Below are 24,776 nucleotides of genomic sequence, written 5' to 3'. Positions count from 1 at the left end.
GACGGCACGACCGCGCCCGGGGGGAGCACCTCCGGCGGCGACGGCTCCGCGGAGCGTCCGCGTCGGACGCGGCGGGCGGCCTCGGAGGAGATCACCCGACGGCGTGCGGCGCCGGGGGCGGGCCGGGCCCGGCCGGGCGGGGCGCAGGCGCGCAGGCCCGCGCCGGCCACGGGTCCCGCCGCTGATCCGACGCCGGACCCGGCCGCCGGCCCGGCCACGGGCCCCGCAGCCGGTCCGGCCGCCGACCGGCCCGCGACTCCGGCCGCCGACCCGGCCACGGCTCCGGCCGCGGCCCGGCCCACGGCTCCGGTCACGGACCCTGCCCCGGCCACCGTCCGGCCGGCGTCACGGTCGACGGCCACGCCACGGGCCAGGACGCCGCGGTCGACGGCCACCGCGCGGTCGACGGTGACGCCGCGGACGACGGCCACGGACCAGGCGGAGGCCACCCCGGCGGCCGGTACCGCGTCGCCGGCGGAGGCCCCGCCGGCTGCGCCGGCCACGCGGAGGGCGCCGAGGCGGAAGGCCGCCCCGTCGACGCCGGCCTCGACGACGCCCCCCGCAGCGGCGACGAGCCCCCGGGCGCCGAGGCGGCGGCCCGCCGCCGGGGCCGGTGCCGCCGGGGCCGGTGCCGCTGCGTCCGGTGCCGCCGGGTCCGGGGACCCGGCACCCGGTGCCCCGGGCCCGGCGGCGTCCACACCGGACGCACCCACGGTCCGCACCTCCACAGCTCCCACGTCCCCGGCGCCCGGGGCCGCGAGGACCGGGACCGCGACGCCCGGGCCCGCGACGCCCGCGTCCACGGTGTCCCGGACCCGGACCCCTGCACCCACGGCAGCGACCCCCGCACCCACGGCGACGCCGCAGCCGTCCGCGACGAAGGCGCCCGTGACGAAGGCGCCCGCGACGCAGCCGTCCGCGACGAAGGCGCCCGTGACGCAGCCGTCCGCGACGAAGGCGCCCGTGACGAAGCCGTCCGCGACGCAGCCGTCCGCGACCAAGCCGCCCGTGACGAAGCCGCCCGTCGCGAGGGCGGCCGCGTCCGGACCGTCCCGCGGCACCCCGCCACCCCGCTCCCGGGCCGCGGCGATCGCCGGTGCGGGCCTGCTCGCGTTCGCGCTGGTCCTGGCCGCGTTCGCGCTGCAGCCCGCCCGCTTCGACGCCCGCTCCACCGTGCTCGCCGAGCCGACGGGCGCGGCGGGGTCGACGCTGCTCACGACGTCCGGGGTGAGCACCAGCTACCGCGACGTCGTCGCGCTCGGGCTCCCGGCCGCCGCCCAGGTCGCGACCGCGCCCGCCACCCTCGACGCGGTGTCCGCGGCGGTGCCCGGCGCGCCGACGGCCGCGGACCTCGCCGGGGCGGTGAGCGCCGAGGTGCCCGCCGACGCGGGCGTCGTGCAGGTGAGCGTCCGAGCCGGCTCGCCGGAGCTGGCCGGGGCGCTGAGCGCCGCCGTCGCCCAGCGGGTCGCCGCGTCCGACGTGCTCGGCGCGGCCGGCGTCCTGCGCCCCCTCGACGACCGGGCGCAGGTCGACCAGGTCGCCCCGCGGGCCGGAACCGGGCTGCTGCTCGCGCTGGTCGCCGGGCTGGTGGTGGCCGCCGTCGTCGCGCTGGTGCTGCCCGGGCCGCACCGGCGGATCCTGGTCCGGCGACGGGTGCGCCGCGCGCTGTCCCGGTCCGGGCGCAGCGCCACCCTGCTCGACGGGCGTGACCCGCGGCTGGCCGAGCAGGCCCGGCTCCTGGCCGGTGCGACGGCCCGCCGGGTCCGGGTGCTGGCCGGGTCCGACGGCGTCGCCGACCTCGCGGCGCGGCTGCGGAGCGAGGTCCCCGGCGGCCCCGGCGGGGACGGCGGGCACGACGTGCTCGTCGTCGTCGACGGCGACCCGGCGGCCGGGCACTCCGCGCTCGCCGGTGCGCTGGCGGCGCTGCCCGAGCAGGACCGGCTGCTCGCCGTCGTCGTGCGCTGAGCCGGCCGGGCGGTCCGCATCACGCCGTCGTCGGCGCCGTCGTGGGCGTCGATCACACTAGACTCGCGGAAGCGACAGGGCCTCGCGGGGCGGGGTCCGATGAGGACGGGGGTGGGACGGTGCTCCTCAGGTTCCGGGTCATCAACCACGAGGCGCTGCGCGACGAGACCGAGCTGTCGCTGGTGCGGGCGAGCCTGAAGACCCAGACCCCGCCGGACGGGGACTGGGTCGGCGCGACCAACCGGGTCGCGGCGGTCTACGGGCCCAACGCGTCGGGCAAGTCGACCCTGCTGAGGGCGGTCAGCTTCCTCAAGCAGGCCGTCGAGCGCCCGGCCGCGCACGGTCACTCGCCGGGTGCGGCCTTCCCGGTGCAGCCGTACCTGCTGGATGCCGGGTCGCGGTCGCGGCCCTCGCTCTACGAGATCGACTTCGTGATCGACGGCGTCCGCCACCAGTACGGCTTCGAGGTGCTGCTCGGACGGATCCTGGAGGAGTACCTGTACTCCTACCCCAGCGGGAAGCGGCGGGCGCTGTTCGAGCGCGGCGAGGTGCTGGAGGAGACCTCCTTCGGGCGCGGGCTGCGCGGGCCGAACGCCGGTCTGCTGGCGACGGCGTCGCCGTCCACCCTGCTCCTGTCCTGCGCCCCGCTGGTCGGCCACGCCGACCTGCTCGCGATCCGCGACCATCTCGTCGAGGGCCTCTCGCTGTCGGAGGTCGCGCGCACCGGGCGCGCCGAGCAGCTCGCGTGGCTGCGCCACGCCCTGGTCGACGACGAGCTGCGCGGCCGGGTCGAGGTGCTGATCCGCAACGCCGACCTCGGCATCACCGGCATCTCGCTGCAGCGCGAGGAGCTGGGCCCGCGCGAGGTCGAGCGGCTCGTCGCCGCGCACGAGCGGCTCGCGACCGGGCCGGACCCGGTGTCGCTGTCCGAGCTGCTCTCCGACGCCGAGTACACCCTGCAGCTGCAGCACGCGTCGTCGGACCCGCGGTGGCCGGTGTCGTTCCCGCTGAGCCGCGAGAGCGACGGGACGGTGGCCTGGCTGGCCGTCGTCGTGCCCGCCCTGCACGCCTTCGCGACCGGCAAGACGCTGCTGGTCGACGAGGTCGGCGCGAACCTGCACCCGGTGCTCACCCGCGAGCTCATCACGATCTTCAAGGACCCGGAGCTGAACCGGACCGGTGGGCAGCTGGTGCTCACCACGCACGACACCGCGCTGCTCGGCAGCCTGTTGGGCGACGCGCTGGCCCGCGACGAGGTCTGGTTCACCGAGAAGCAGTCCGACGGCGCGTCGGTGCTGTACTCGCTCGACGAGTTCGAGATCCGCTCCGAGATCAACGTCCAGGAGCGCTACCTGGAGGGCCGCTTCGGCGCCGTGCCGCAGGTGCGCAACGGCCAGATCCGCTCGGCGCTGTTCAGGTCGGACGGGGTGGGCGCGGACACCCCGGCGTAACGGCGGCGGGCGCAGCGCGACACATCATCGACGCCCCCCGCCCGTCCCCCGGAGGACACCCGATGCGCAATGCGACACCCCCACCCACCCGGGGCGGCGACGTCGTCCCCGGACTGCACCCCGGGCGGCGGCCCCGCCGCGGCCGGCGCGTGCTGGTGGCGCTGCTCGCGGTGGTCCTGGTGCTGCTCCTCGGCGCGGCCGGCGTGGTCGCCTGGCTGGCGTCGTCGATCGGCGGCGACATCGGCCGCATCCCGGACGCCTTCCGCGGGCTGGACGCCTCCGCGCGCCCCGCGGGCTTCGGCGGCACGACGTTCCTTCTGGTGGGCACGGACACCCGCGCCGACGAGCCGACCACCGGCACGGACGCCGCGGCCGGTGTGGACGCGGGCTCGCAGCGCTCGGACGTGATCATGCTCGGGACGATCGCGCCGGACGGGCACACGGCATCGGTCGTCTCGATCCCGCGTGACTCCTGGGTGGACATCCCCGGCCGCGGCATGAACAAGATCAACGCTGCGTACGCCTACGGCGGGGCGCCGCTGCTGATCGCGACGGTCGAGGAGCTGACCGGGGTGCGGGTGGACCACTTCGGCGTCGTCGACTTCGCCGGGTTCACCTCGCTCGTCGACTCGGTCGGCGGCATCGACGTGACGGTCGCGCAGGCGACGAGCAACGCCGGCGTCGACTTCGCCGCCGGGCCCAACCACCTCGACGGCGCGCAGGCGCTGGCCTACGTCCGCCAGCGCTACGACCTGCCCGGCGGTGACCTGTCCCGGGCCGCCCGCCAGCAGAACGCGATCAAGGCGCTGCTGGACCGGGTGCAGGACACGGCGCGCACCGACCCGGCCGCGCTCTACGCCTTCGCGACCAGCGTCGGCGACGCGGTGAGCGTCGACGACTCGCTCTCGAACACCGGTCTGGTGCAGCTCGCGCTGCAGGCGCGCGACCTGCGGGCCGGGAACATGGCGTTCGTGACCGCCCCGGTGAGCGGTCTCGGACGGGAGGGCGCGCAGTCGGTGGTGTACCTCGACCGGGGCCGCGGGGCGGACCTGTGGGCCGCGGTGCGCAACGGCACCGTCCCCGCGTACGCCGATCGGTATCCCAGCGACGCGTTGTCCGACACACCGTCCTGACCAGCCGTAACGGGTCGCGGCGTTCGGGCGAGTCTCAGGCGGGCCGGTCAGCCGATCGGCCCATCGCCTGGATCGTCGGGAGCTGCCCGTGGACGTCGAGGAGACCTCGCTCGCCGGAGTCCTGCTGTTCCGCCCGTCGCCGTTCCGCGACGAACGGGGATTCTTCAGCCGGACCTTCGACGTGCACGTCGCGGCCGGGCACGGCGTCCACCGCGCGGAGTACGTGCAGGACAGCCAGTCCCGCTCCGGGCACGGCGTGCTGCGCGGGCTGCACGGGCGCAACGGCGGCGGCGAGGGCAAGATCATCCGGGTCGCGCACGGCGCGGTCCACCTCGTCGTCGTCGACGGGCGGCTGGAGTCGCCGACGCTGGGGCGCCACGTCGCCGTGCGGATCGACGACCGCGACCTGCTCTCGATCCGGGTGCCGCGCCGGATGCTGGTGGGCTTCCAGGTCGTCGGGGAGGTCGCCGACGTCTGCTACCAGATCGACCGGGTGCACGACCCGATCCAGGCGGTCTCGGTGCACTACGCCGACCCCGACCTCGGGATCGAGTGGCCGATGGAGCCGACGACGGTGAGCGCGCGCGACGCCGTCGCCCCGTCCTGGCGGGACTACCTGCGCACCCTCGACGGCGCGCCGGTGCCGGCCCCGCGGGGCGGCGAGCTGCGCGTCGACCCGTCGTGACGGCCTGCCGGTTCTGCCGCGGCACCCGCGGCGACGTCGTGCTCGACCTGGGCGAGCAGCCCGCCGGCACGGCGTTCCCGGCCGCCGGCGACCCGGGCCCCGACCCGCTGTTCCCGCTGCGGATGTGGCTGTGCGCGGGCTGCGGGCTCGCCCAGCTCGCGGAGGACCCGGGCGGGGCCGAGGAGGTCGTCGGCCTGGAGCCGGTGGCGCTGGTCGAGCAGGGCCGCGCCGCGGTCGCCGAGCTGGCCGCGGCGGGCGTCGTCGGGCCGGGGGTCACCTTCACCGAGTACGGCAGCCCGCACGGCGGCAGCTGGGTCGCCGGGCTCGCCGCGACCGGCGCGGTGCCTGCGGGGCCGGGGGAGACCGTCGACGTCGTCGTCGACAACCTGGGCATGATGCACGACGCCGACCAGGCCGCCGCGCTGCGCGAGCGGGTCGCGCGGCTGCGCCCGGGCGGCACGCTGGTGTTCGGCTACCACTCGCTGCAGGCCGTCGTCGAGGGCGGGCAGTGGAACGACCTGCGCCACGGCCACTTCGCCTACTACTCGACCTCGGCGCTGGCCGGGATGCTCGAGGAGTGCGGCATGACCGCGCTGCGCGCCTGGTGGTTCCCGCTCTACGGCGGCACGGTGCTGCTCACGGCGCGGGCGTCGGGGATGCCCGGGGCGAGCGTGCGCGAGCTCGTGGAGGCCGAGGAGCGGGCCGGGATGCGCGACGCGGCCACGCTGTCGTCGCTGCAGCGGGCGGCGGACCGGGTCACCGGCGGCATCCGCGACTTCCTGCGCGACGAGCGTGACGCCGGGCGCCCCGTGTGGGGCTACAGCGCCGCCTCCCGGGCGATCCCGCTGCTGGCCCGGGCCGGGATCGGGCCGGAGCTGCTCCCGGCGATCGCGGACGGCTCACCGGCCAAGCAGGGGCGCCGCACGCCCGGCTCGGCGATCCCGATCGTGGCGCCGGAGGACCTGCTGGCCGCGGCCCCGCGGTCGGTCCTGCTGTTCGTCGACGACCTGCTGCCCGAGGTGCGCCGCGCGCTGCCGCAGGTCGAGGCGGGCGGCGGCACGTGGCTGCTGCCCGACACGGTGCCCACCCGCGCCTGACCCACCACGCACGAACGCCCCCGTCCCTCCCGCAGCGGGAGGGACGGGGGCGTTCGCGTGCCGTCCCCGGGCGGACCGTCCGGGGACGGGCCCGGGGGCTCAGGAACGGCGCAGCAGCGCCGAGGTGAGGCGCGCGGCGCGACCGGCGGAGCGGCCGGCGGCGGCGCCGGTGCGGGCGTGGAAGGCACGGCACGTGGCGCCGCAGACCCCGCAGTCGGTGCCGGGGCGGTAGTGCTCGTGCGCGTCGCGCTCGTGGCCGCAGCGGCACAGGTCCACCGCGGCCGGGGTGACGGCGACGGGCGGCAGCGCGCCGTTCTCGGCCGCGGCGCGCGGCGCCGGGACGGCGACGGCGGGGGCGGTGGTGGTGGCGGGGGTCTCCGGGGTGACGCTCATGTCAGGAAGCTCCTTCGGTCCGCGACGGCCGTGCGGCCGTTCTGCCCGGGAGTTCGCGTGCTCCGGGTGGAGCATTAGCGAGAGGGCCATCGGTTCCCCACATCTGATGACACCCCATCCGCCTGTGGCTGCGCTGTGTGGCCGCTGAGCCCCTGACCAGCGCTGTTCGTCACCGTCGGTGGGTGCGGGTCACTCCCAGATGCGCCACGGCGCCTCGCCGCGCGCCCAGAGCTTGTTGAGGTGCTCGTAGTCCTTGAACGTGTCCATGGCCGACCAGAAGTCCTCGTGGCGGTGCACGTTCAGCCGGCCGTCGCGGGCCAGGCGCTGCAGCGGCTCGTGCTCGAGCCAGACGTCGTCGTCGCCGGGGCCGCCGAGGTAGGTGTCGAGGAACTCGCGGCGGAAGGCGAAGAACCCGCCGGAGACGAACCCGGTGACCTGGGTGGGCTTCTCGTTGAACTCGACGACGCGGTCGCCGTCGACCTGCATCTCGCCGAACTTGGAGGTCGGGTGGACGCCGGTGACGGTGCCGGTCTTGCCGGACTGCTCGTGCTCCTTGGCCAGGGCGGTGATGTCGACGGTGCCGACGCCGTCGCCGTAGGTCAGGAAGAAGTGCTCGGTGTCGACGTAGGGGGCGATGCGCCGCACCCGCGAGCCGGTGGCGGTCTCGAGGCCGGTCTCGGCGAAGGTGATCTCCCAGTCCTCGTCGACGCCGTTGTGGAAGTCGATCCGGTGCCGGTCGGACATGGACAGCGTGAAGTCCGCGGAGCGCGCGCGGTAGTCGAGGAAGTACTCCTTGATGGCCCAGCTCTTGTAGCCCAGGCACAGCACGAAGCGGCGGAAGCCGTGCTCGCGGTAGGTCTTCATGATGTGCCAGACGATCGGCCGGCCGCCGATCTCGACCATCGCCTTCGGCAGGCTCTCGGACGCCTCGCGGATGCGGGTGCCCTTGCCGCCGCAGAGGATGACGACGGGGGTCTGGGGGTCCATGGGGGTTCGTCCGATCCTTCGTGGGGAGCGTGTGGCGGTGGGCGGTGTCGCCGTGTCGCCGGGTAGTGGTTGAACCGTTCACCACTACCGCAGTGTTATCCGTCCGTGTCTGTTTCTCGCCTCACAACGGGCGGAAACGGGCACTCCTGGTCACGCTCCGTGGACTCCGGGTGAGATCACCGGGTGTTCACCTGGGAATCCGCTGTGCGCACGGGATCCGGTGATCGTTTCCGATCTGGAAACGATCACGCCGCGGCGAGGGGACCGGGGCCGCCGGAGCGGGGGACACCTCTCGCGTGACCGGACCGGTGGTTGCTCCGGGTAATCAGGTGCCGACGGTGCGCTGATCCATTGCGCAGCCATTCGCGACAGGGTCCGGACAATGTTCGACACGGTCGTGTCGAGTGGTGCGGGAAATGTCGAACGGGCTGCGTTCTCCCTGATGAAAGGCTTGTCGAGGGCCTTTCGGCCCTGTCGCTCCGTCGCTACTCCGATCTTCGGCGACGTCATTCATTGATTCTGTGGAAAATCACCGCGGGCGTCCTCTGTGATGCGTAACACCAAGTACTCGGGTGTCGAGAACCTCCGCACATCACGTCCGGTCACCGTCCGGTGGGAGCCGGCCCGAGGTCGCGGCACCGCCCGCGGAGGGAGCTCGCATGACCGTCGTCAGTGGTCCCGTGACCCGTGTCGCCGTGGTCGGCTACGGCTACTGGGGGTCCAAGCACGTCCGCGTCCTCAGCGCGACGGCGGGGGTCTCGGTCGCCGTCGTCGATCAGGACGAGCGGCGGCTCGCCGAGGCCGCGGCGCGGCATCCGGGTGTGCAGCTGCACCGCGGGCTCGCCGACGTGCTCGACGACGTCGAGGGCGTCGTCGTCGCGACGCCCGCGGGCAGCCACGCCGCGGTCGCCGCGCAGGCGCTGTGCGCGGGCCGCCACGTGCTGGTGGAGAAACCCCTGACCACCTCGGTGGCCGACGCCGAACGGCTCGTCGACCTCGCCCGTCGCGCTGGGGTCCACCTCATGACCGGGCACACCTTCGAGTACAACCCGGCGGTCCGGAAGCTGCGCGAGATCGTCCGGTCGGGCGCGCTCGGGCGCACCCTCTACATCGACGCCCAGCGGCTGAGCCTGGGGCGCTACCAGCCCGACGTCGACGTGGTGTGGGACCTCGCCCCGCACGACATCTCGATCGTCTCCTACCTCCTCGACGAGATGCCGGCCAGCACGTCGGTGTGGGCGCAGCGCAACGTCGGGATCCGGCACAACGACGTGGCGCACCTGCGCCTGGACTTCCCCGGCTCACGGGTGACGGCCTACCTGCACGTCAGCTGGCTGAGCCCGCGCAAGGTGCGCACGGTCACCGTGGTCGGGACCCGCCGGATGGCGGTCTACGACGACATGTCCGACAACGAGCGCATCCGGATCTACGACATCGGGGTGGACCCCGCGACGGTCGACGACGGCGACGGGGCGCACGCCGTCCCGATGACCTACCGGACCGGCGACATCACCTCGCCCTACATCGCCTTCGAGGAGCCGCTCGCGCTGCAGGACGGGCACTTCGTGGACTGCATCCACGGCCGCACCCGGTGCCTGACCCCCGGCCGCCGCGGCCTCGACGTCGTCCGCGTCCTCGACGCGGCCGGCCGTGCCGCCGCGAGCGGGGCGCCGGCCGGCGTCGGCGCCGCCCCCGTCGGGCTGGCCGCGTCGTGAGCGTCCTCGACCGGCCGGCCGGGCCGGTGCCGCCCGCACCCGCCGGCGCCCCGGTGCCGTTCCTGGATCTGTCCGGGGTGCACGCCGGGCTCCGCCCGGAGCTCGACGCGGCGTGGGCGCGTGTGCTGGCCGACGGCCGGTTCGTCGGCGGGCCCGAGGTGGACGCGTTCGAGGCCGCGTTCGCCGCGTTCTGCGGGGCCCGGCACTGCGTGGGCGTGGCGAACGGGACCGACGCGCTGGAGCTCGTCCTCACCGGGCTCGGGATCGGCCCGGGCGACGAGGTGCTCGTCCCGGCGAACACGTTCGTCGCGTCGGCGGAGGCGGTCCGGGCCGCCGGGGCGCGGCCGGTGTTCGTCGACGTCCGCCCGGACACGCTGCTGATCGACCCGGCCGCGGCGGCGGCCGCGGTGACCCACCGGACGGCCGCGGTGCTCGCCGTGCACCTGTTCGGCCAGGTCGTCGACGTCGGGGAGCTGTCCGCGGTCGCGTCGCGCCACGGGCTCGCCGTCGTCGAGGACGCGGCCCAGGCCCACGGCGGGACCTTCGACGGCCGGCGGGCCGGCAGCCTCGGCCACGCCGCGGCGTTCAGCTTCTACCCGGGCAAGAACCTCGGTGCCCTCGGCGACGGCGGCGCCGTCGTCTCCGACGACACGGCGCTGGTCGACCGGGTGCGCCGGCTCGCCGACCACGGACGCTGCGGCCGGGACCGCCACCGCCACGTCCTCGCCGGGCGCAACAGCCGCCTCGACGCGCTGCAGGCGGCCGTCCTGGCGGTGAAGCTGCCGCACCTCGACGCCGACAACGCGCGCCGCGCCGCCGTCGCCCGCCGCTACCGCGAGACGCTGCCCGGCACGGTGCACCCGGTGGCGGTCCACCCGTCGGCCCGCTCGGCCCACCACCTGTTCGTCGTCCGGGTGCCGGACCGGGCGGCCGCCACCGGCGTGCTGGACCGGTCGGGCATCGGCTGGGGCGTGCACTACCCGGTGCCGTGCCACCGCCAGCCCGCGTTCCGGCGGTGGTCGCGGGGCCCGCTGCCGGTCGCCGAGGACGCCGCCGCCCGGATCCTGTCGCTCCCCCTGTCCCCGACGACGACTTCGACGCAGATCGACCGGGTCTGCACGGCCCTGGGGAGGGCATCGCGATGACCGAGAACGACACCACCCTCGTCCCGCCCGGTCGCAACGGGTCGCACCCGCTCACCGGGTCCGCCCCGCCGGCGGACGCCGCCACCCGCGGGCCGGACGCCCGGCGGCTGCAGCTCTGGGGGCTGCTCGCCCTGGTCCTGGTGATCCTCGGCGCCGGGACCGGGTTCCTGGCGAGCCTGCTGGTCACCCCGCAGTTCGCCGCCCGCAGCGACCTGCTCTACGTGATCACCCGCGAGCAGCCGACCGGCTTCCTGCGGGAGGACCGTAACCTCACGACCCAGACCGTGATGCTGCAGAGCCGCACCGTCGTGGAGCCGGTCGCGGTCGCCGCGGGGCTGACCCCCGAGGAGCTGGCCGCCCGGACGACGGTGACGCTGGTCCCCGAGAGCGAGGTCATCTCGGTGGAGGTGCGCGACCCCTCCCCGGACCGCGCCCTGCAGCTCGTGCAGGCGCTCACCGCCCGCTACCTGCAGGTGTCGAGCGACCGTGCCCGCGGCGGGGTGCAGAACTACCTCGACGGGGAGCTGCGCGGGGTGCTGGCCCGGCTCGACGCGATCCCGGCGGCGGACTCGCGGGAGCGCGCCCCGCTGGTGGACCGCGAGCAGGAGCTGCGCGGGCGCCTCGACGACCTCGCGGTCACCGACATCGCGGGTCCGGCGGCGTCGGTGCTGGTCCCGGCCTGGGTCGAGCCCGACCCGGTGGCGCCGGACCGGGCGTGGGCCGTCGGCACGGGGGCGGCGTCGGGGCTCCTGGTCGCCCTGGTCCTCGTGGCCGTCCTCGCCCGGCGCGGCGCGTCGCGGCGATGAGCGCGGCGGGGCGCGGCGCGGCCGGCCTCACGCGGAGCTCGGTGACGGTGTCGGCGTGGACGCTCCTCAGCCGCGCCAGCGGGCTGCTGCGGGTGGTGGCGACCGGGGCCGTGCTGGGCCCGACGTTCTTCGCGAACACGTTCCTGGCGACCAACGTCGTCCCGAACGTCGTGTACTCCGCCGTCGCCGGCCCGGTGCTCGGTCTCGTCGCCGTCCCCGCCGTGCTCGGCGCGCTGGCGGAGCGGGGCGAGCACGGCGCCCGGCGGCTGGTGCGCTCCGCGACCACCGTGCTGCTGGCCGCGTCGGCGGCGGTGGCGGTCGCGCTGGTCGTCGCCTCGCCGGTGCTGGCCGCCGCGCTCACCGCGGGCGTGCCGGACGCCGGCCGCGGCCGCGCCCAGCTGCTCACGGCGCTGCTGGTGCTGGTCGTGGCCCCGCAGGTCGTGCTCTACACCGTGGCCGCGCTCGGCGCGGCGGTCCTGCAGGCGCGCGGGCGCTTCGCCCTCGCCGCGGCCGCCCCGGCGCTGGAGAACACCGGCATGGTCGTCGTGCTGGGCACGGCGGCGGTGGCCTACCCGCCGGGGCTCGAGGTCGGCGAGGTGCCGCTCGGGCTCGTCGTCCTGCTCGGTGCCGGGGCGACGGCGTCGGTCGGCCTGCACGCCGCGGTCCAGGCGGTGGGGGCGTGGCGGGCGGGGCTGCCGCTGCGCCCGCTCGCCCGCCCGCGCGAGGTCGAGGGCACCGGCCCGTTCGTGGCCCGGATGCGGGCCGCGGTGCCGGTGGCGGCGCTGCCCGCCTCGGCGTACCTCGTCCTCGTCGTGCTGGCCTCGACCGTCGCGGGCGGGGCGCTGGTCCTGCAGATCGCGTGGTCGGTCTACGCGTTCGGTGCCGCGCTCGGCGCCCGCGCGGTCACCACGGCGGTGCAGCCGAGGCTCGCGGCGGCCGCGGCGGCCGGTGACGGTCCGGGGTTCGTCGCGGCCTGGCACCGGGCGCTGAGCCTCACCCTGCTCGCGGCGCTGCCCGCCGGGTGCGCGCTCGCGGTGCTCGCCGTGCCGGTCGCCGGGCAGCTGTCGGCCGGTGCGCTGGCGACGGGCACCCATGTCGCGGTGCTGGCGGCCGTGGTCGGGGTGTTCGCGGTGGCGCAGGTGCCCGCCGGGCTGCACGAGATCGGCCGGCAGGCCCTGTTCGCCCGGCTGGACGTGCGCGGCGCGCGGCGGATCGGCCTGCTGCAGGCCGTCACCTCGGTGGTGTGCGGCTGCGGGACCCTGCTCGTCCCGGCGGGCGGGGCCCGGCTGATCGGCATCGCGGTCGCGGTGCTCGTCGCCGACGGTGCCGCGGCGACGGCGGTGCTCGCGCGGCTGCGCGCGGCGCTGCGGCCCGCCCGGATCGCGGACCGGGCGGGCACCGTCACGGCGCTGCTGGCCGCGGCCGCGGTGCTGCCCGTCGCGGCCGGCGGTGCGCTGCTCGCCGGCGGCGGCCGGGCACACGACCTGGCCGTGCTGGCCGGAGCGGGGCTGCTCGGGGCCGTGCTGGTCGTGGGCGTGCCCGTCGTGCGGGCCGGCGCCGCGGTGGGGGCGGCACGATGACCGTGCTGCGCGAGGACCCGGCGCGACTGCTCGACCCGGCCGACCGGCGGCTGGTGGCCGCGGCGGCGGGCACCGTCTGCGTCGTCGCCGCCGCGGGGGCGCTGGTCGGGCCGGTGGCGCCCGCGGTCGCGGCGGCGCTCGGCCTTCTCGTCCTGACGGCCCGGGTGCCCGCGGCCGCGACGTGGATCTACCTCGGCGCGCTGCCCTTCCTGTCCGGGATCGACCGCGGCCGGCTCGTCCCGCTGGTCCGGCCGAACGAGGCGCTGCTGGTGCTGCTGGTGGCCGGGGTGCTGGCCGGTGCCTACCTGCGCCGGCTTCGGGGCGTCCCGCTGCGGCTGCGGTTCGGGCCGCTCGACGCCCCGCTCGCGCTGTTCCTCGTCGTGGGGACGGTGTGGCCGCCGGTGTCGCTGCTGCTGCGCGGGCACGACCCGTCGGCGGGCGACCTCGCGGCGCTGCTCCCGCTGGTCAAGCTCACCGGGCTGCTCCTGCTGGCCCGCACGACGGTGGTGACGCCGTCGCAGCGGCGGTGGCTGTTCCGGGTGGTGGTCGGCTCCGCCGTCGTGGTCGCGGTCGTCGCCGTCCTGCAGACGCTCGGGTTCCCGCCGGTGCTGCACCTGCTGGGCACCCTGTGGACCTCCTCGGAGAGCCCGGTCGACATGAGCGAGCGCGGCACGACGATGTTCGCGTCGTCGATCGCGACCGGGGACCACCTGGTGCTGGCGGTCGCGCTGCTGGTCGGGGCGGCCGCCCGGGGGATGGTCGGGCGCCGTACGGCGGTCGCGACCGGCGCCGTGCTCGCCGCCGGGATCCTGGCCACCGGCCAGTTCTCCAGCTGGGCCGCGGCCGCCGTCGCCGGGGTGGTGCTGGTGCGCCGGTACCCGCCCCGGTGGCCCCGGGCGTCGCGGCTGGTGCCCGCGGTCCTGCTGCTCGTCGCGGTCGGCGCGCCCGCGGTGCTGACCCGGCTGTCGGAGTTCGGCGGCGAGTTCGGCGTGCCGCGCAGCTGGCTCGGCCGCTGGGACAACCTGACGTCGTTCTACCTGCCGCGGATCGACCTGTCCGCGGTGCTGCTGGGGATCTCGCCGAACTCGGTGCTGCCGGCGCCGGAGACCTGGCGGGAGCAGATCTACCTGGAGTTCGGCTACCTGCAGCTGCTGTGGGTCGGCGGTGTCGCGCTGCCGGCGGCCTTCGCGGTGCTGTCGTGGCACGTCGTGCGCCGCTGCGCCGTGCTCGTGCACGACCCCGGCGAGGTGGGGGTCGCGGCGACGGCGGTCCTCGCGGCGTGGTGGGTGGTCCTGATCCTCTCGGTGATCGACATCCACCTCACGCTGCGCGGGACCGGGGACGTCCTGTTCGTGCTGCTCGGGATCGTGGGGAGGCCGGTCGATGACGACCGTGTGCAGGGGTGAGCGCCGGTGGGACACCCGCCGGGTGCTCGACGTCGTGGTCGCCGGCGGCGGCCTGGTGCTGGGCGCGCCGCTGCTGGCCGCGCTGGCGGCGGCGGTGCGGTGGGAGTCCGGCGGACCCGCCCTGTTCCGGCAGGAACGCCTGGGCCGGGACCGGGAGCCGTTCGTGCTGCTCAAGTACCGCACGATGCACCCCGGCTGCGACGACCGCGCCCACCGCGCGCTCATCGCGGCCGAGCTGCGCGGCGAGGACACCTCCTCGGGCGGCAGCTGGAAGATCGACGGCGACGCGCGGGTGACCCGGGTCGGCGCGTGGCTGCGCCGGACCAGCCTGGACGAGCTCCCGCAGCTGGTGAACGTGCTGCGCGGCGAGATGACCCTGGTCGGGCCGCGGCCGTGCCTGGCCTGGGAGGCGGAGCTGTTCCCCGCCGAGTACGCGTCGCGCTTCGCGGTGCGCCCCGGGCTCACCGGCCTGTGGCAGGTGCGCGGCCGCAGCACCCTCGGCACGCTGGACATGCTGCGGCTGGACCGCGAGTACGTACGGGGCCGGCGTCTCGACCGCGACCTCGCGATCCTGCTGGCCACCGTGCCGGCCCTGCTGCGCCGCGACGGTGCGCGGTGACCACCCTGTTCCTGGCCACCACCGGTGGTCACCTCGAGCAGCTCGACGACATCGCCGCCCGCATCCCGGGCCCCGGCCGGCGGGTGTGGGTCACCCACGCCAATGCGCAGAGCACGTCGCTGCTGGCCGGGCGCGAGGTCGAGTTCGTGCCCTACGTCGGCGTCCGCGCCCTGTCCGACGTGGCCCGCTGCGTCCCGCACGCCCACCGCGTCTGGCGGCGGGCCGGCGTGACCCGGGTCGTCTCGACCGGGTCGGGCATCGCCCTGGGCTACCTGCCCTACCTCGCCGCGCGCGGGGTCGAGTGCCACTACGTCGAGAGCGTCGCCCGGGTCGCCGGCCCGTCGCTCACCGGACGGGTGCTGGACCGGGTGCCGGGCATCCGCCGCTACACCCAGCACGAGGCGTGGAGCGGGCGCCGGTGGCGGTTCGCGGGCAGCGTCTTCGACAGCTTCCGGCCGTGCCCGGGCGCACCGCGGACCGCCGGGCCGCTGCGGGTCCTGGTCACCGTCGGCACGGCCGCGGAGTTCCCGTTCGCCCGGCTGGTCCGGGCTCTGGCCCCGGTCCTGGCCCCCGGCGGCGAGCTCGCCCGCCGCTGCGGCCGGCCGGTGCGGGTGCTCTGGCAGACCGGCTGCACCCCGGTGGACGGGCTCGGCGTCGACGCCGTCGGCCTCCTCCCGGCCCGCGCGCTGGCGGCCGCGCTGCGCGACGCCGACCTCGTGATCTCCCACGCCGGCGCGGGGTCGGTGCTCGGGGCGCTGGCCGCCGGCCGGCACCCGGTGCTGGCGGTGCGCCGCGCCCGCGAGGGGGAGGCCGGCGACGACCACCAGGTGCAGCTGGCCGCCGAGCTGTCCCGGCGCGGTCTCGCCACGGTCCTCGACCCGGCGACGGTCACCGCCGCGTCGCTGCTCGACGCTCTGCAGCGCGGGGTGCACCGCCCCGGCACACCGCCCGCGTTCGAGCTGGCGTCGTGACCGCCACGGTCGAGCGGGTCGACCCCCGCACCAGCCCGGTGTGGCGCGAGCTGGCCGCGCACGGCGACCTGTTCACCTCCCCGCCCTGGCTCTCGGCGGTCTGCGACCACTACGGGTTCGCCGCGCGGGCGGCGGTGCTGCGCGACCCGGACGGCGTCCCGGCGGCCGGGCTGGCCTGGGTGGACGTCGACGACGTGCGCGGCCGCCGCCGGCTCGCCCTGCCGTTCAGCGACCGGGGCGACCCCGTCGTGCGGCCGGGGCTCGCCGACCCCGCGGCCGCGTGGGCCGCACTGGCGGCCGCGGTGACGGCGGACCTGCCCGGCGGCACCCCGTTCACGCTGCGCTGCCTCGACACCTCCGTCGCCGCGGGCGACCCCGGTCTCGCGACGGCCGGCGAGGCGGCCTGGCACGTCACCCCGGTCACCGACCCGGACACGATGCACCGCCGGCTGCGGTCCGCGGTGCGCCGCAACATCGCGACCGCCGCCCGCCACGGGCTGCGGGTCGTGCTGCGCGACGACCTCGCCGCGGTGGCGGCGTACCACCGGCTGCACCTGCGCCTGCGCAAGGACAAGTACGGGTTGCTCGCCCAGCCGCTCAGCTTCTTCGAGCAGGTCTGGAAGCAGTTCGCCGCCGCCGGTGCGGTCCGCGTGGGACTGGTCGACGCGGGCGGCCCGCCGGTGGCCGGTGCCGTCTACCTGGTCTGGGGCGACACCGTCTACTACAAGTTCGGCGCCTCGGACCCCGAGCACCTGTCGTCGCGGCCGAACGAGGCCCTGCACTGGGCCTGCCTGCGCTGGGCCGCCGGGCGGGGACTGTCCGCACTGGACTGGGGGCTCTCGGACCTGGACCAGCCGGGCCTGGTGCGCTTCAAGCGCGGCTGGGGCACCCACGAGCGGCGCATCCGCACGCTGCGCCCGGCGGGGGCGGACCCCGTGCCGCGGGGCCCGGCCGACGACCTGCTCGCCGACCTGACCGCGCTGCTCGCCGGCCCCGACGTGCCCGACCACGTCACCGACTCCGCCGGTGGGCTGCTCTACCGGTACTTCTGCTGAGGGCCGGCGATGACGCCCCCGTGCTCACTCCGGCCGGTCGGAGACCAGACCGGCCTGCGACGACGCGTCGGCCTGCACCGGCCGCACCCCGGGTGGGGTGGTGTTGCCGGTGAAGCGCGCGCCGGTCGAGCCGTCGCCCAGGTAGGCGCCGCGGTCCAGCCCCGGACCGTCGAGGACGTTCCCGGTGATCACCACGCCGGGGACCCACCGCACCAGCACCGCCTGCGCCGCGCCGACGTCGCACCGGTTGCCGACGAAGCGGATGTCGCGCGAGCGCCCGACGTCGCCCTCGGCGCCCGAGACCTCGGCGGTCGCGATCAGGCACTGGTCGGCGACGTCGCGGCAGACGTTGTCGCTGATCGTCACGTCGCGGGTCGGCGGGCGGGAGTTGTCGAAGGTCTGGAAGCAGTCGGTGTGCGGCGGCGCGTCGGTGTACCCGCCGTGGCCGATGTCGCTGATCTCGTTGCGGCTCAGGGTGAGCGCGGTGCCGAAGAACCGGATGCCGTCGGCGTCGGTGGCCCGGCGCCGCACCGAGCCCCGGACGGTGTTGTCGAGCACCTGGATCCGCGTGCCCTCGACCAGGACGCCGCTGCCGTCGGCGCCGTCGACGGTGGTGCCGCGGATCACCGCGTCGGTGCAGCCGACGCAGGAGACGCCGTCGAGCTCCGGGCCGTCGAGGTGCGAGTCGAGCACCGCGAGGTCGGTGCCGGTCAGGTCGATGCCCGCCCCGCCCGCGACGGTGCGCACCCCCCGGACGACGACGTGGTCGGCCGCGACCGTCACCGACCGGACCGCGGCGCCGCCGCCGTCCAGCACGACCGGCGCGCCGGGGGCGCCGGACCGCCCGATGCGCAGGTCGGCGCCGGCGATCCCGTCGCCGCGCAGGCACACCACGCCGCCGGGCGGGACGGCGTCGAGGGCGGCCTGGGCGCCGTCCGCGTCCTCGGCCACCGTCGCGCACCCGGGGGCGGCGGCCGGCCCCGGCCCGGTCGCGGGCGAGCAGCCGGCGACGAGCGCGAGCGCGAGCAGCACGGCCCCGGTCGCACGCCTCATCGCACCGCCCCCGGTCCCGGTCTCCGACCGGGCACAGCCTACGGCGCCGGCCGGTCCCGGTGCCCCCGTCGAGACACCAGGAGCAGCACCATGGATGTGATCGCACCTCCCTGCCGCGTCGCCGTCCTCGGGCAGGGCTACGTCGGTCTCCCCGTCGCGACCCGCGCGGTGGAGGCGGGGTACGACGTCGTCGGGTTCGACGTGGACAAGGCGCGGGTCGACCGCCTGGTCCGGGCCCGCAGCTACGTCGACGACGTCACCGACGACGACCTGCGCCGGGTGCTCGACACGGCCCGCTTCCACCCGACCGGCGACGAGGCCGACCTGGCGGGCTTCGACGTGGCGGTTGTGTCGGTCCCGACGCCGCTGCGCGACGGCGCACCGGACCTCGGCCACGTCCGCGACGCGGCGCTGCTGCTGGCCCGGCACGTGCGTCCCGGCTGCACCGTCGTCCTGGAGTCCACGACCTACCCGGGCACCACCGAGGACGAGTTCGTGCCGCTGCTCGAGTCGGCCGGCCGGTGGCGGGCGGGCCGCGACTTCCACGTCGGCTACAGCCCGGAGCGGATCGACCCGGGCAACCGGAACTGGACCTTCCGCACCACACCGAAGATCGTCAGCGGGGTCGACGCCGCGTCCCGGGAGGCGGTCGCGGCGTTCTACCGGACCCTGGTCGAGCGGGTCGTCGAGGTCGCGGGCACCCGGGAGGCCGAGCTCGCGAAGCTGCTGGAGAACACGTTCCGCCACGTCAACATCGCGCTGGTCAACGAGCTGGCGGTGCTCGGGCACGACCTGGGCGTCGACGTGTGGTCGGTGATCGACGCCGCGGCGACCAAGCCGTTCGGGTTCATGCCGTTCCGGCCGGGCCCCGGTGTCGGCGGGCACTGCCTGCCGATCGACCCGTCGTACCTGTCGTGGCAGGTCCGGCGCTCGCTGGGGCAGACGTTCCGGTTCGTGGAGATCGCCAACGACGTCAACGACCACATGCCCGACCACGTCGTCGGGCGGGTCGCGGCGCGGCTCAACCGGGACCGCCGCCCGGTCAACGGCAGCCGCATCCTGCTGCTGGGGCTGGCCTACAAGCGCAACTCGGGCGACGCCCGGCACTCGCCGGCCATCTCGGTCGCGCGCCGCCTCGCCGACCGGGGCGCGGTGCTGCACGCCGTCGACCCGCTGATCGACCCCGACCACGTGCCACCCGGGGTGACGATGGTCGGCTGCACGGACGACGAGCTCGCCGCGGCCGACCTCGTCGTGGTCCTCACCGACCACGACGTGCTGGACTGGGAGCTGGTCGGCCGGTACGCGGAGCGCGTCTTCGACACCCGCAACCGGCTCGGCGCCGCCGGGTGTGAGCGGCTGTGAGCGGCGTCTTCGCCGGCCTCGTCCGGCCCGCCTACCGGTCGGTGCGTCGCACGGCGACCGCGGTGCTGTTCGAGCGCCGCTACGGCGTGCGCACCGACGAGGTCGTCCCGCTCGACGCGTTCGGCCTGGAGCACGCCGAGCGGGAACGCTACGGCGCGACGGGCTGGCTGACCCTGCGCGCGATCCTGCCGCGGCGCACGGTGACCGCGGACGACGTGTTCGTCGACCTCGGCTCGGGGATGGGCCGGGTCGTGCTGCAGGCGGCGATGATGTACCCGTTCCGCCGGGTCCTCGGCGTCGAGATCGCCGGGGACCTGCACCGGATCGCCGAGGCCAACATCGCGGCGAACCGGCACCGGCTCGCCGGCCGCGACGTGAGCCTGGTCCACGCCGACGTGCTGGACTTCGAGATCCCCGACGACGTCACCGTCGCGTTCCTCTACAACCCCTTCCTGGGGTCGATCTTCCGGACGGTGGTCGACCGGCTCGTCGAGTCCGTCGACCGCAACCCGCGGCGGCTGCGCATCGTGTACGGCAACCCGCGCGAGGAGGAGGCGCTGCTGGCGACGGGCCGGTGCCGGCCGGTGCGGACGCTGCCGGGCCTGCGCCCCGGCCGGGAGTGGTCGCGGAGCAACTCGTGGCGGCTCTACGAGGTGCTGCCCCGTCCGGCCGGGGAGCGGGGGTGACCCCGGCGCACGTCGTGGCGCGGGCGCGCCCGGACGGCCCGCTCTGCCCGCCGGGCTGGGACGACACCGTGCGTGGCACCCCGGACGCCGACGTCACCCAGCTGTCCGGCTGGGCCCGGCTGCGGGCGCTGGCCGGGCACCGCGCCGAGCACCTGCCGGGCCCCGCCGGCGCGGACGGGCCGGCGGGGGTGATGGTGCTGTCCCGCCGGATCCCGCTGCTCGGGCCGGCCGCCTACGTGTCGGGCGGCCCGGTCGTCGCGCCCGCGGGGGCGGACCGGGCGGCCCAGGTCGCCGCGCTGGCCGACGCCCTGGCCGGGTACGCCCGGCGGCGGGCGGCGATGCTCGTCGTGCAGCCGCCGTACGGGGCGGACGACGTCAGCGCGGCGCTGCGCGAGCGCGGGTTCCGCCCGGCCACGACCACGGTCGCCCCGGCGGCCTCGGTCCGGGTGGACCTGACCCGCGACGAGGCCGCGTTGCGGGCGGGGCTGAGCAAGCGGCTGCGGACCTGGACGAACCGGTGGGCCGAGCGCGGGGTCACCGTCCGGACCGCGACCGGGGACGACCTGGCGGCCGTGGCCCGGCTGCTCGCCGGGACGGCGCGGCGCCAGGGGTTCCGCGCCGTGGGGGAGGGGTACCTGCGCGCGCTGTGCGCGGAGCTCGTCGCCCACGGCGATGCGGTGATCCGGATCGGCGAGGCCGGCGGGGTGCCTGCCGCGGTGGACGTGCTGACGGTGTGCGGCGGGTCGGCGACGGTGCGGTTCGTCGGCAGCGACCTGTCCGGGCCTGCGGGTGCGCTCAACGTGACGGCGGCGGTGCGGTGGGACTCGATGCTGTGGGCGCGCGCCGCCGGGCTGCGCTGGTTCGACCTGGGCGGGGTGCGGCCGCAGACGGCGGCGGCGATCGGTTCGGGTCCGGCGCTCTGCCGCGACGAGGTGGCCGACGTCGACCGGGCGAAGCTGCGCTACGGCGGGGAGCTGCACCGCCGCCCGCCCGCGGTGGAGCTGGTCCCGGGCCGGGTCGTGCGGACGGTCTACGACGGGGTGCGCTCGTCACGGCGGGGGAGGGACGCGCTGTCGCGGGCCGCGGCGCTGGTCCGCGCCGGGGTGGGCGGTGGGTCGGCAGGTCAGTAGGCGCCGCCGCCGCGGGTGACCGCGCCGGCGGTGCGGGCCAGGATCGACAGGTCGAGCAGCGGGGACCAGCGCTGCACGTACTCGGCGTCGAGGCGGATGGACTCGGCCCAGCTCAGGTCGCTGCGGCCGGAGACCTGCCACAGCCCGGTGAGGCCGGGCTTGACGGCGAGGCGGCGCCGTGCGGTGGTGCAGTAGGCGTCGACCTCGCGGCGCAGGGCGGGGCGCGGGCCGACGAGGTGCATGGTGCCGGCGACGACGTTGAACAGCTGGGGCAGCTCGTCGAGGGAGTAGCGGCGCAGGACGGCGCCGACGCGGGTGACGCGGGGGTCGTCGCACATCTTGAACAGCGGGCCGGCGCCCTGGTTGCGGGCGGCGAGTGCGGCGAGGCGGGCCTCGGCGTCGACGACCATGGAGCGGAACTTGAGCATCCCGAACTCGGTGCCGCCCTTGCCGACGCGGGCCTGGCGGAAGAACACGGGGCCGCCGTCGAGCTTGACCGCGACCGCGACGGCGAGCATGACCGGGGCGAGCAGCAGGATGAGCAGCAGGGCGGCGACGGCGTTGAGGGCGGTGTAGGCGCGCCCGGCGGTGCGGGCCGGGGCGGCGGGGACGGCGGCGAACTCTACGGTGTCGACGGCGGCGTCGAACGCGGCCACCGCGGCCTCGGTCGCACGGGTGGCCTCGGCGACCGGGTCGGCGCCGAGCGGCTGCCCGGTGCGCTTGTCCGTCGGTGCGGTCATCGCGTGCTCCCCTGTCCGGTTCGGGCCGTCCGGCCCTGTCCTCGGACGGGGTGTCGATCAGTGAGAGCCCCTCATTAACGATCAGAGGTGGAGATCGGCAATCTTGGGTAGGCCCGTCAGCGGCGGACGTCGAGCGCGTCGAACACGCGGATCCGCCCGGCCGGGCGGGCTGCGCATGTCAGCGGCCGGTCGACGCCGACGAACCGCTCCCGCAGCTCGACGACGCAGTCCGGTCCGGTGAACCGCACCCGCCACCCGGTGCTCCCGGCCGGCGCGCCGTCGGACTCGACGGCGGCGACGCGCAGGTCGTCGACGCCGTGCGCCCCGGTCGCGAGGCGGGCGTGGTGCTGCGCGGCCTGCACGGCGGGCGGCAGCGACGAGCGCCCGCGCAGCGTCGCGGGGGCGACGAGCCCGCGCCGGTGCGCGCGCACGATCGACGGCGCCCCGAGCGGGGAGACGCCGCCGTGGGTGAAGCCGTGGGGGAGCAGCACCATCGCCGGGGCGAAGCGGCAGCCGCCGATGTGGCTGCACTCCCAGGTGCCGTCCGGGTCGTCGGCGGCGAGCGCGGCCGCGAGCGGGCGGCCGCGCACGGCGCAGCAGGCGTCGTGGCGCCCGTGGGCGCAGACGAGGGTGAGGCCGGCGTCGTGGGGCTCGCCCTCGGCGGTGACGGCGGCGGCGAGGTCGCCGGGGCCGCCCCAGGTACCGGTGCGGACGCTCTCGTGCCCGGGCCGGGCGTCGACGCGGAACCAGCGCAGCCCGTCGGTGTCGCGGCCGCGCCGCCCGGGGCGGCGGATCAGCACGATCCGCGCGCCCGTGCCGGCCGCCCACTCCCCGAGCGCCGTGGCGGCATCGGGGTCGAGCGCCTGCAGCGCGAGCCGCGGCCAGGCGCCCCGGTGCTCGACCAGGAACCACTGCTGCGCCGGCGGCGCGGTGCCCTCACCGGGGTCACCGGCCGTCTCGGCGAGCTCGGCGCAGCGCTGGAACACCCGGGTGCCGGTCACGCCGTCGCCGGGACGAGCACGCCCTCCCGCAGCAGGCGGCGGACGAGCACGACCTGGTCGTCGGCGTCGAGCCCGGGCAGCTCCCCGACGGCGTGGGTCCCGCCGGCGAGCACGGCCCGCAGGGCGGGTGCGACGACGGCGGGCAGCGTCAGCGTCTTCTCGGCCAGCTCCAGCACCACCTGATCATCACCCGGGACGAGGCGGTGGTGCACGCCGAGACGGCGGCGCACGGCGTCGCCGGGGGCGAGGTCGCGGGCGGACGCGGCCAGCGCGACCGGCCCGACGGGCTCGGGGCGGCCCCCGGTCCACACCCGGCCCCGGACGCGGCGGGCGACCGCGCCGGGGGTGACATCGCCCAGGGCCGCGACCAGCGCGTCCCGGACGGCGTCGACGTGCGGTGCGAGCTGCTCGGGATCGGCGACGTCGATCCCCAGCGGCAGCGTCGCGCGGAGCCGCTCATCAGAAGCGAGGATCTGCAGGATCGATTCCGCGAGGGCGTAACGCGTGACGACGTGGACACCGATGGTCAGGTGTGCCGAGACGCTCCCCAGCGCCGTTGCCGAGTGCAACCAGCCGCGCGGCAGATACATCACGTCTCCGGGTTCGAGGACCCGGTCGATGACGGGCTCGTCGTCCCGCGCGCGGGCCGCGACGGCGTCGCCGTGCTGCGCCCACGGCTGCGACCGCAGCGGGTCGGTCAGGACGGGCTCGTGAACGCGCCAGTGCTTGCGCCCGGCGAGCTGCAGGACGAAGACGTCGTGCACGTCGTAGTGCGCGGAGAAGCCCTGCGACTGCGGGGGAGTGATGTAAGCGTTGGCCTGCACCGGGTGGCCGAGGTCCTCGGCGAGCGCGGTGCAGAAGTCGATGACCGCGGGCCAGGTGCGGTGCAGCGCCTGCAGGACGACGGTGCTGCCGTCGGCGAACAGCGCGGCGACGCGGTCGTCGCGGACCTGGTCGGCGATCTCGGCCCCGACACCACCGGGGCCGGTGAAGTCTGTGGAGCCGGTCACTGAGCCGTTACGCGCGAGCCTCAGGAACGGAGTACGCAATCCCCTGGCGGACAACAGCTCGTCGACCGCGTCGAGATCGAGCAGATCGGCGAACCTTTTGCAATCGGCTCTCGCATGGAACAGTGGCGCGGTGCCCCAGTGCTCCCCAGCAAAGGCATCCAGGTCCGAGCCGACGAGTCGCGTCAGCGCGCCACCCCCGAGGGCGCCACGTGCGCCGGCCGGCGCCGGGATGCCCTCCTGGGAGGACGCCCCGACACCGGCCGTCGGCTCGGTGAGCTCAGTTCGCACCGCTGTCGGCGCCACCGTCGGCGCCGCCGTCGTGCTGTCCCGGGGTGCCGCCGCCGGCCCCCGAGTCCGCCGGACCCTCGGCGGAGCCGTCGGCCCCACCGTCGTGCTGGCCGGGGGTGCCGCTGCCGGCCCCCGAGTCGGCCGGGCCCTCGGCGCCCGAGTCGGCACCGCCGTCGGCGCCCCCGTCGTGCTGGCCGGGGGTGCCCTGGCTGGCGCCGGAGTCGGCGGGGCCTTCGGGGCCGGTGGAGTCGGAGGTGGTGATGTCGTCGTCGTTCAGAGTCATGAGATGACCTCCGTCGATTGGGACTGGGAGGATCACCTACCCCGGAAGCTCGAGCTTCATGCATGCCTTCGTTCCCTCCAGGCAAGCGACGATCCCGACATCGAGACGCCAGACGGTGGTGGGCACCGCGATTGAAGGATTGCTCGTAATCCTTCGACCCTGAATGGCCCCAGGCCGTGGTCGAGTGGGCATCGAGAGTCGACGGTATGGCA

Annotated in this window: 23 protein-coding genes; 16 read left to right on the top strand and 7 right to left on the bottom strand. The window is 76.4% G+C overall.

Annotated elements, in window-relative coordinates; all coding sequences use genetic code 11:
• Positions 1 to 963 precede the first annotated feature (963 nt).
• The 5 genes from WJX68_RS05070 to WJX68_RS05050 all read left to right on the top strand — a co-directional run bounded on the left by WJX68_RS05070 (position 964) and on the right by WJX68_RS05050 (position 6,331).
• On the top strand, positions 964 to 1,965 hold the full coding sequence (locus WJX68_RS05070; protein WP_340286456.1) for a hypothetical protein: 1,002 nt from the start codon (positions 964 to 966) through the stop codon (positions 1,963 to 1,965).
• Positions 1,966 to 2,084: 119 nt separating this feature from the next.
• Positions 2,085 to 3,416 (top strand): AAA family ATPase, encoded by a 1,332-nt coding sequence (locus WJX68_RS05065; RefSeq protein ID WP_340286454.1) that lies wholly within the window; start codon positions 2,085 to 2,087, stop codon positions 3,414 to 3,416.
• Between the two features lie 62 nt (positions 3,417 to 3,478).
• Positions 3,479 to 4,549, top strand: coding sequence for an LCP family protein (locus WJX68_RS05060; RefSeq protein WP_340286452.1), 1,071 nt, complete (start codon positions 3,479 to 3,481; stop codon positions 4,547 to 4,549).
• Between the two features lie 88 nt (positions 4,550 to 4,637).
• Positions 4,638 to 5,234 carry a dTDP-4-dehydrorhamnose 3,5-epimerase family protein gene (locus WJX68_RS05055; RefSeq protein WP_340286450.1) on the top strand — a complete coding sequence of 199 codons (597 nt, stop codon included), beginning with the start codon at positions 4,638 to 4,640 and terminating at the stop codon, positions 5,232 to 5,234.
• Positions 5,231 to 6,331: a class I SAM-dependent methyltransferase gene (locus WJX68_RS05050; RefSeq protein WP_340286448.1), complete on the top strand. Its 1,101-nt coding sequence runs from the start codon at positions 5,231 to 5,233 to the stop codon at positions 6,329 to 6,331. The genes WJX68_RS05055 and WJX68_RS05050 overlap by 4 nt, the downstream gene beginning before the upstream one ends.
• A gap of 99 nt (positions 6,332 to 6,430) precedes the next feature.
• On the opposite strand, the gene WJX68_RS05045 is transcribed toward WJX68_RS05050, so the two are convergent.
• Positions 6,431 to 6,724, bottom strand: coding sequence for a hypothetical protein (locus WJX68_RS05045; protein ID WP_340286446.1), 294 nt, complete (start codon positions 6,722 to 6,724; stop codon positions 6,431 to 6,433).
• Between the two features lie 189 nt (positions 6,725 to 6,913).
• The gene (locus WJX68_RS05040) at positions 6,914 to 7,711 is read right to left on the bottom strand and encodes a glucose-1-phosphate cytidylyltransferase (protein WP_340286444.1); all 798 of its coding nucleotides are present in this window, start codon (positions 7,709 to 7,711) and stop codon (positions 6,914 to 6,916) included.
• 659 nt (positions 7,712 to 8,370) lie between these two features.
• Between WJX68_RS05040 and WJX68_RS05035 the strand changes: the two genes are divergently transcribed.
• The 8 genes from WJX68_RS05035 to WJX68_RS05000 are packed head-to-tail and all read left to right on the top strand — an operon-like array spanning position 8,371 to position 17,008.
• Positions 8,371 to 9,426 carry a Gfo/Idh/MocA family protein gene (locus tag WJX68_RS05035; protein WP_340286442.1) on the top strand — a complete coding sequence of 352 codons (1,056 nt, stop codon included), beginning with the start codon at positions 8,371 to 8,373 and terminating at the stop codon, positions 9,424 to 9,426.
• Positions 9,423 to 10,571: a DegT/DnrJ/EryC1/StrS family aminotransferase gene (locus WJX68_RS05030; protein WP_340286440.1), complete on the top strand. Its 1,149-nt coding sequence runs from the start codon at positions 9,423 to 9,425 to the stop codon at positions 10,569 to 10,571. Before WJX68_RS05035 ends, WJX68_RS05030 begins: the two co-directional genes overlap by 4 nt.
• Complete coding sequence (locus WJX68_RS05025) at positions 10,568 to 11,377, top strand: YveK family protein (RefSeq protein ID WP_340286438.1); 810 nt, start codon at positions 10,568 to 10,570, stop codon at positions 11,375 to 11,377. The genes WJX68_RS05030 and WJX68_RS05025 overlap by 4 nt, the downstream gene beginning before the upstream one ends.
• A gap of 41 nt (positions 11,378 to 11,418) precedes the next feature.
• Positions 11,419 to 12,957: a lipid II flippase MurJ gene (locus WJX68_RS05020; protein WP_340286436.1), complete on the top strand. Its 1,539-nt coding sequence runs from the start codon at positions 11,419 to 11,421 to the stop codon at positions 12,955 to 12,957.
• Positions 12,954 to 14,363 (top strand): hypothetical protein, encoded by a 1,410-nt coding sequence (locus WJX68_RS05015; RefSeq protein WP_340286434.1) that lies wholly within the window; start codon positions 12,954 to 12,956, stop codon positions 14,361 to 14,363. Before WJX68_RS05020 ends, WJX68_RS05015 begins: the two co-directional genes overlap by 4 nt.
• Positions 14,341 to 14,982: a sugar transferase gene (locus tag WJX68_RS05010; RefSeq protein ID WP_340286432.1), complete on the top strand. Its 642-nt coding sequence runs from the start codon at positions 14,341 to 14,343 to the stop codon at positions 14,980 to 14,982. Before WJX68_RS05015 ends, WJX68_RS05010 begins: the two co-directional genes overlap by 23 nt.
• Entirely contained in the window at positions 14,979 to 15,953 is a 975-nt protein-coding gene (locus WJX68_RS05005; RefSeq protein WP_340286430.1) for a glycosyltransferase, read from the top strand. Before WJX68_RS05010 ends, WJX68_RS05005 begins: the two co-directional genes overlap by 4 nt.
• Positions 15,950 to 17,008 carry a GNAT family N-acetyltransferase gene (locus tag WJX68_RS05000; RefSeq protein ID WP_340286428.1) on the top strand — a complete coding sequence of 353 codons (1,059 nt, stop codon included), beginning with the start codon at positions 15,950 to 15,952 and terminating at the stop codon, positions 17,006 to 17,008. The genes WJX68_RS05005 and WJX68_RS05000 overlap by 4 nt, the downstream gene beginning before the upstream one ends.
• Positions 17,009 to 17,032: 24 nt before the next feature.
• Here the strand turns inward: WJX68_RS05000 and WJX68_RS04995 are convergent, their stop codons facing one another.
• Positions 17,033 to 18,061 carry a right-handed parallel beta-helix repeat-containing protein gene (locus WJX68_RS04995; protein WP_340286427.1) on the bottom strand — a complete coding sequence of 343 codons (1,029 nt, stop codon included), beginning with the start codon at positions 18,059 to 18,061 and terminating at the stop codon, positions 17,033 to 17,035.
• Between the two features lie 90 nt (positions 18,062 to 18,151).
• Here WJX68_RS04995 and WJX68_RS04990 point away from each other — a divergent pair, with 90 nt between their 5' ends.
• The 3 genes from WJX68_RS04990 to WJX68_RS04980 are packed head-to-tail and all read left to right on the top strand — an operon-like array spanning position 18,152 to position 21,242.
• Complete coding sequence (locus tag WJX68_RS04990) at positions 18,152 to 19,426, top strand: nucleotide sugar dehydrogenase (protein WP_340286425.1); 1,275 nt, start codon at positions 18,152 to 18,154, stop codon at positions 19,424 to 19,426.
• Positions 19,423 to 20,112, top strand: coding sequence for a class I SAM-dependent methyltransferase (locus WJX68_RS04985; RefSeq protein ID WP_340286424.1), 690 nt, complete (start codon positions 19,423 to 19,425; stop codon positions 20,110 to 20,112). The genes WJX68_RS04990 and WJX68_RS04985 overlap by 4 nt, the downstream gene beginning before the upstream one ends.
• Positions 20,109 to 21,242 carry a lipid II:glycine glycyltransferase FemX gene (locus tag WJX68_RS04980; RefSeq protein WP_340286422.1) on the top strand — a complete coding sequence of 378 codons (1,134 nt, stop codon included), beginning with the start codon at positions 20,109 to 20,111 and terminating at the stop codon, positions 21,240 to 21,242. Before WJX68_RS04985 ends, WJX68_RS04980 begins: the two co-directional genes overlap by 4 nt.
• On the opposite strand, the gene WJX68_RS04975 is transcribed toward WJX68_RS04980, so the two are convergent.
• The 4 genes from WJX68_RS04975 to WJX68_RS04960 all read right to left on the bottom strand — a co-directional run bounded on the left by WJX68_RS04975 (position 21,236) and on the right by WJX68_RS04960 (position 24,564).
• Complete coding sequence (locus WJX68_RS04975) at positions 21,236 to 21,982, bottom strand: sugar transferase (RefSeq protein WP_422785654.1); 747 nt, start codon at positions 21,980 to 21,982, stop codon at positions 21,236 to 21,238. The genes WJX68_RS04980 and WJX68_RS04975 overlap by 7 nt on opposite strands.
• A gap of 116 nt (positions 21,983 to 22,098) precedes the next feature.
• Positions 22,099 to 22,983 (bottom strand): sucrase ferredoxin, encoded by an 885-nt coding sequence (locus tag WJX68_RS04970; RefSeq protein ID WP_340286420.1) that lies wholly within the window; start codon positions 22,981 to 22,983, stop codon positions 22,099 to 22,101.
• Positions 22,980 to 23,993, bottom strand: a complete 1,014-nt coding sequence (locus WJX68_RS04965) for a cupin domain-containing protein (RefSeq protein WP_340286418.1) — start codon at positions 23,991 to 23,993, stop codon at positions 22,980 to 22,982. Before WJX68_RS04965 ends, WJX68_RS04970 begins: the two co-directional genes overlap by 4 nt.
• A 277-nt stretch (positions 23,994 to 24,270) precedes the next feature.
• Positions 24,271 to 24,564 (bottom strand): hypothetical protein, encoded by a 294-nt coding sequence (locus tag WJX68_RS04960; RefSeq protein WP_340286416.1) that lies wholly within the window; start codon positions 24,562 to 24,564, stop codon positions 24,271 to 24,273.
• Positions 24,565 to 24,776: the final 212 nt, after the last annotated feature.

The sequence above is a fragment of the Pseudonocardia spirodelae genome (assembly GCF_037727765.1).
GTDB lineage: Bacteria > Actinomycetota > Actinomycetes > Mycobacteriales > Pseudonocardiaceae > Pseudonocardia > Pseudonocardia spirodelae.
Note: the sequence above shows the minus strand (reverse complement) of the source record. Positions and strands in the feature narration are given on the sequence as shown.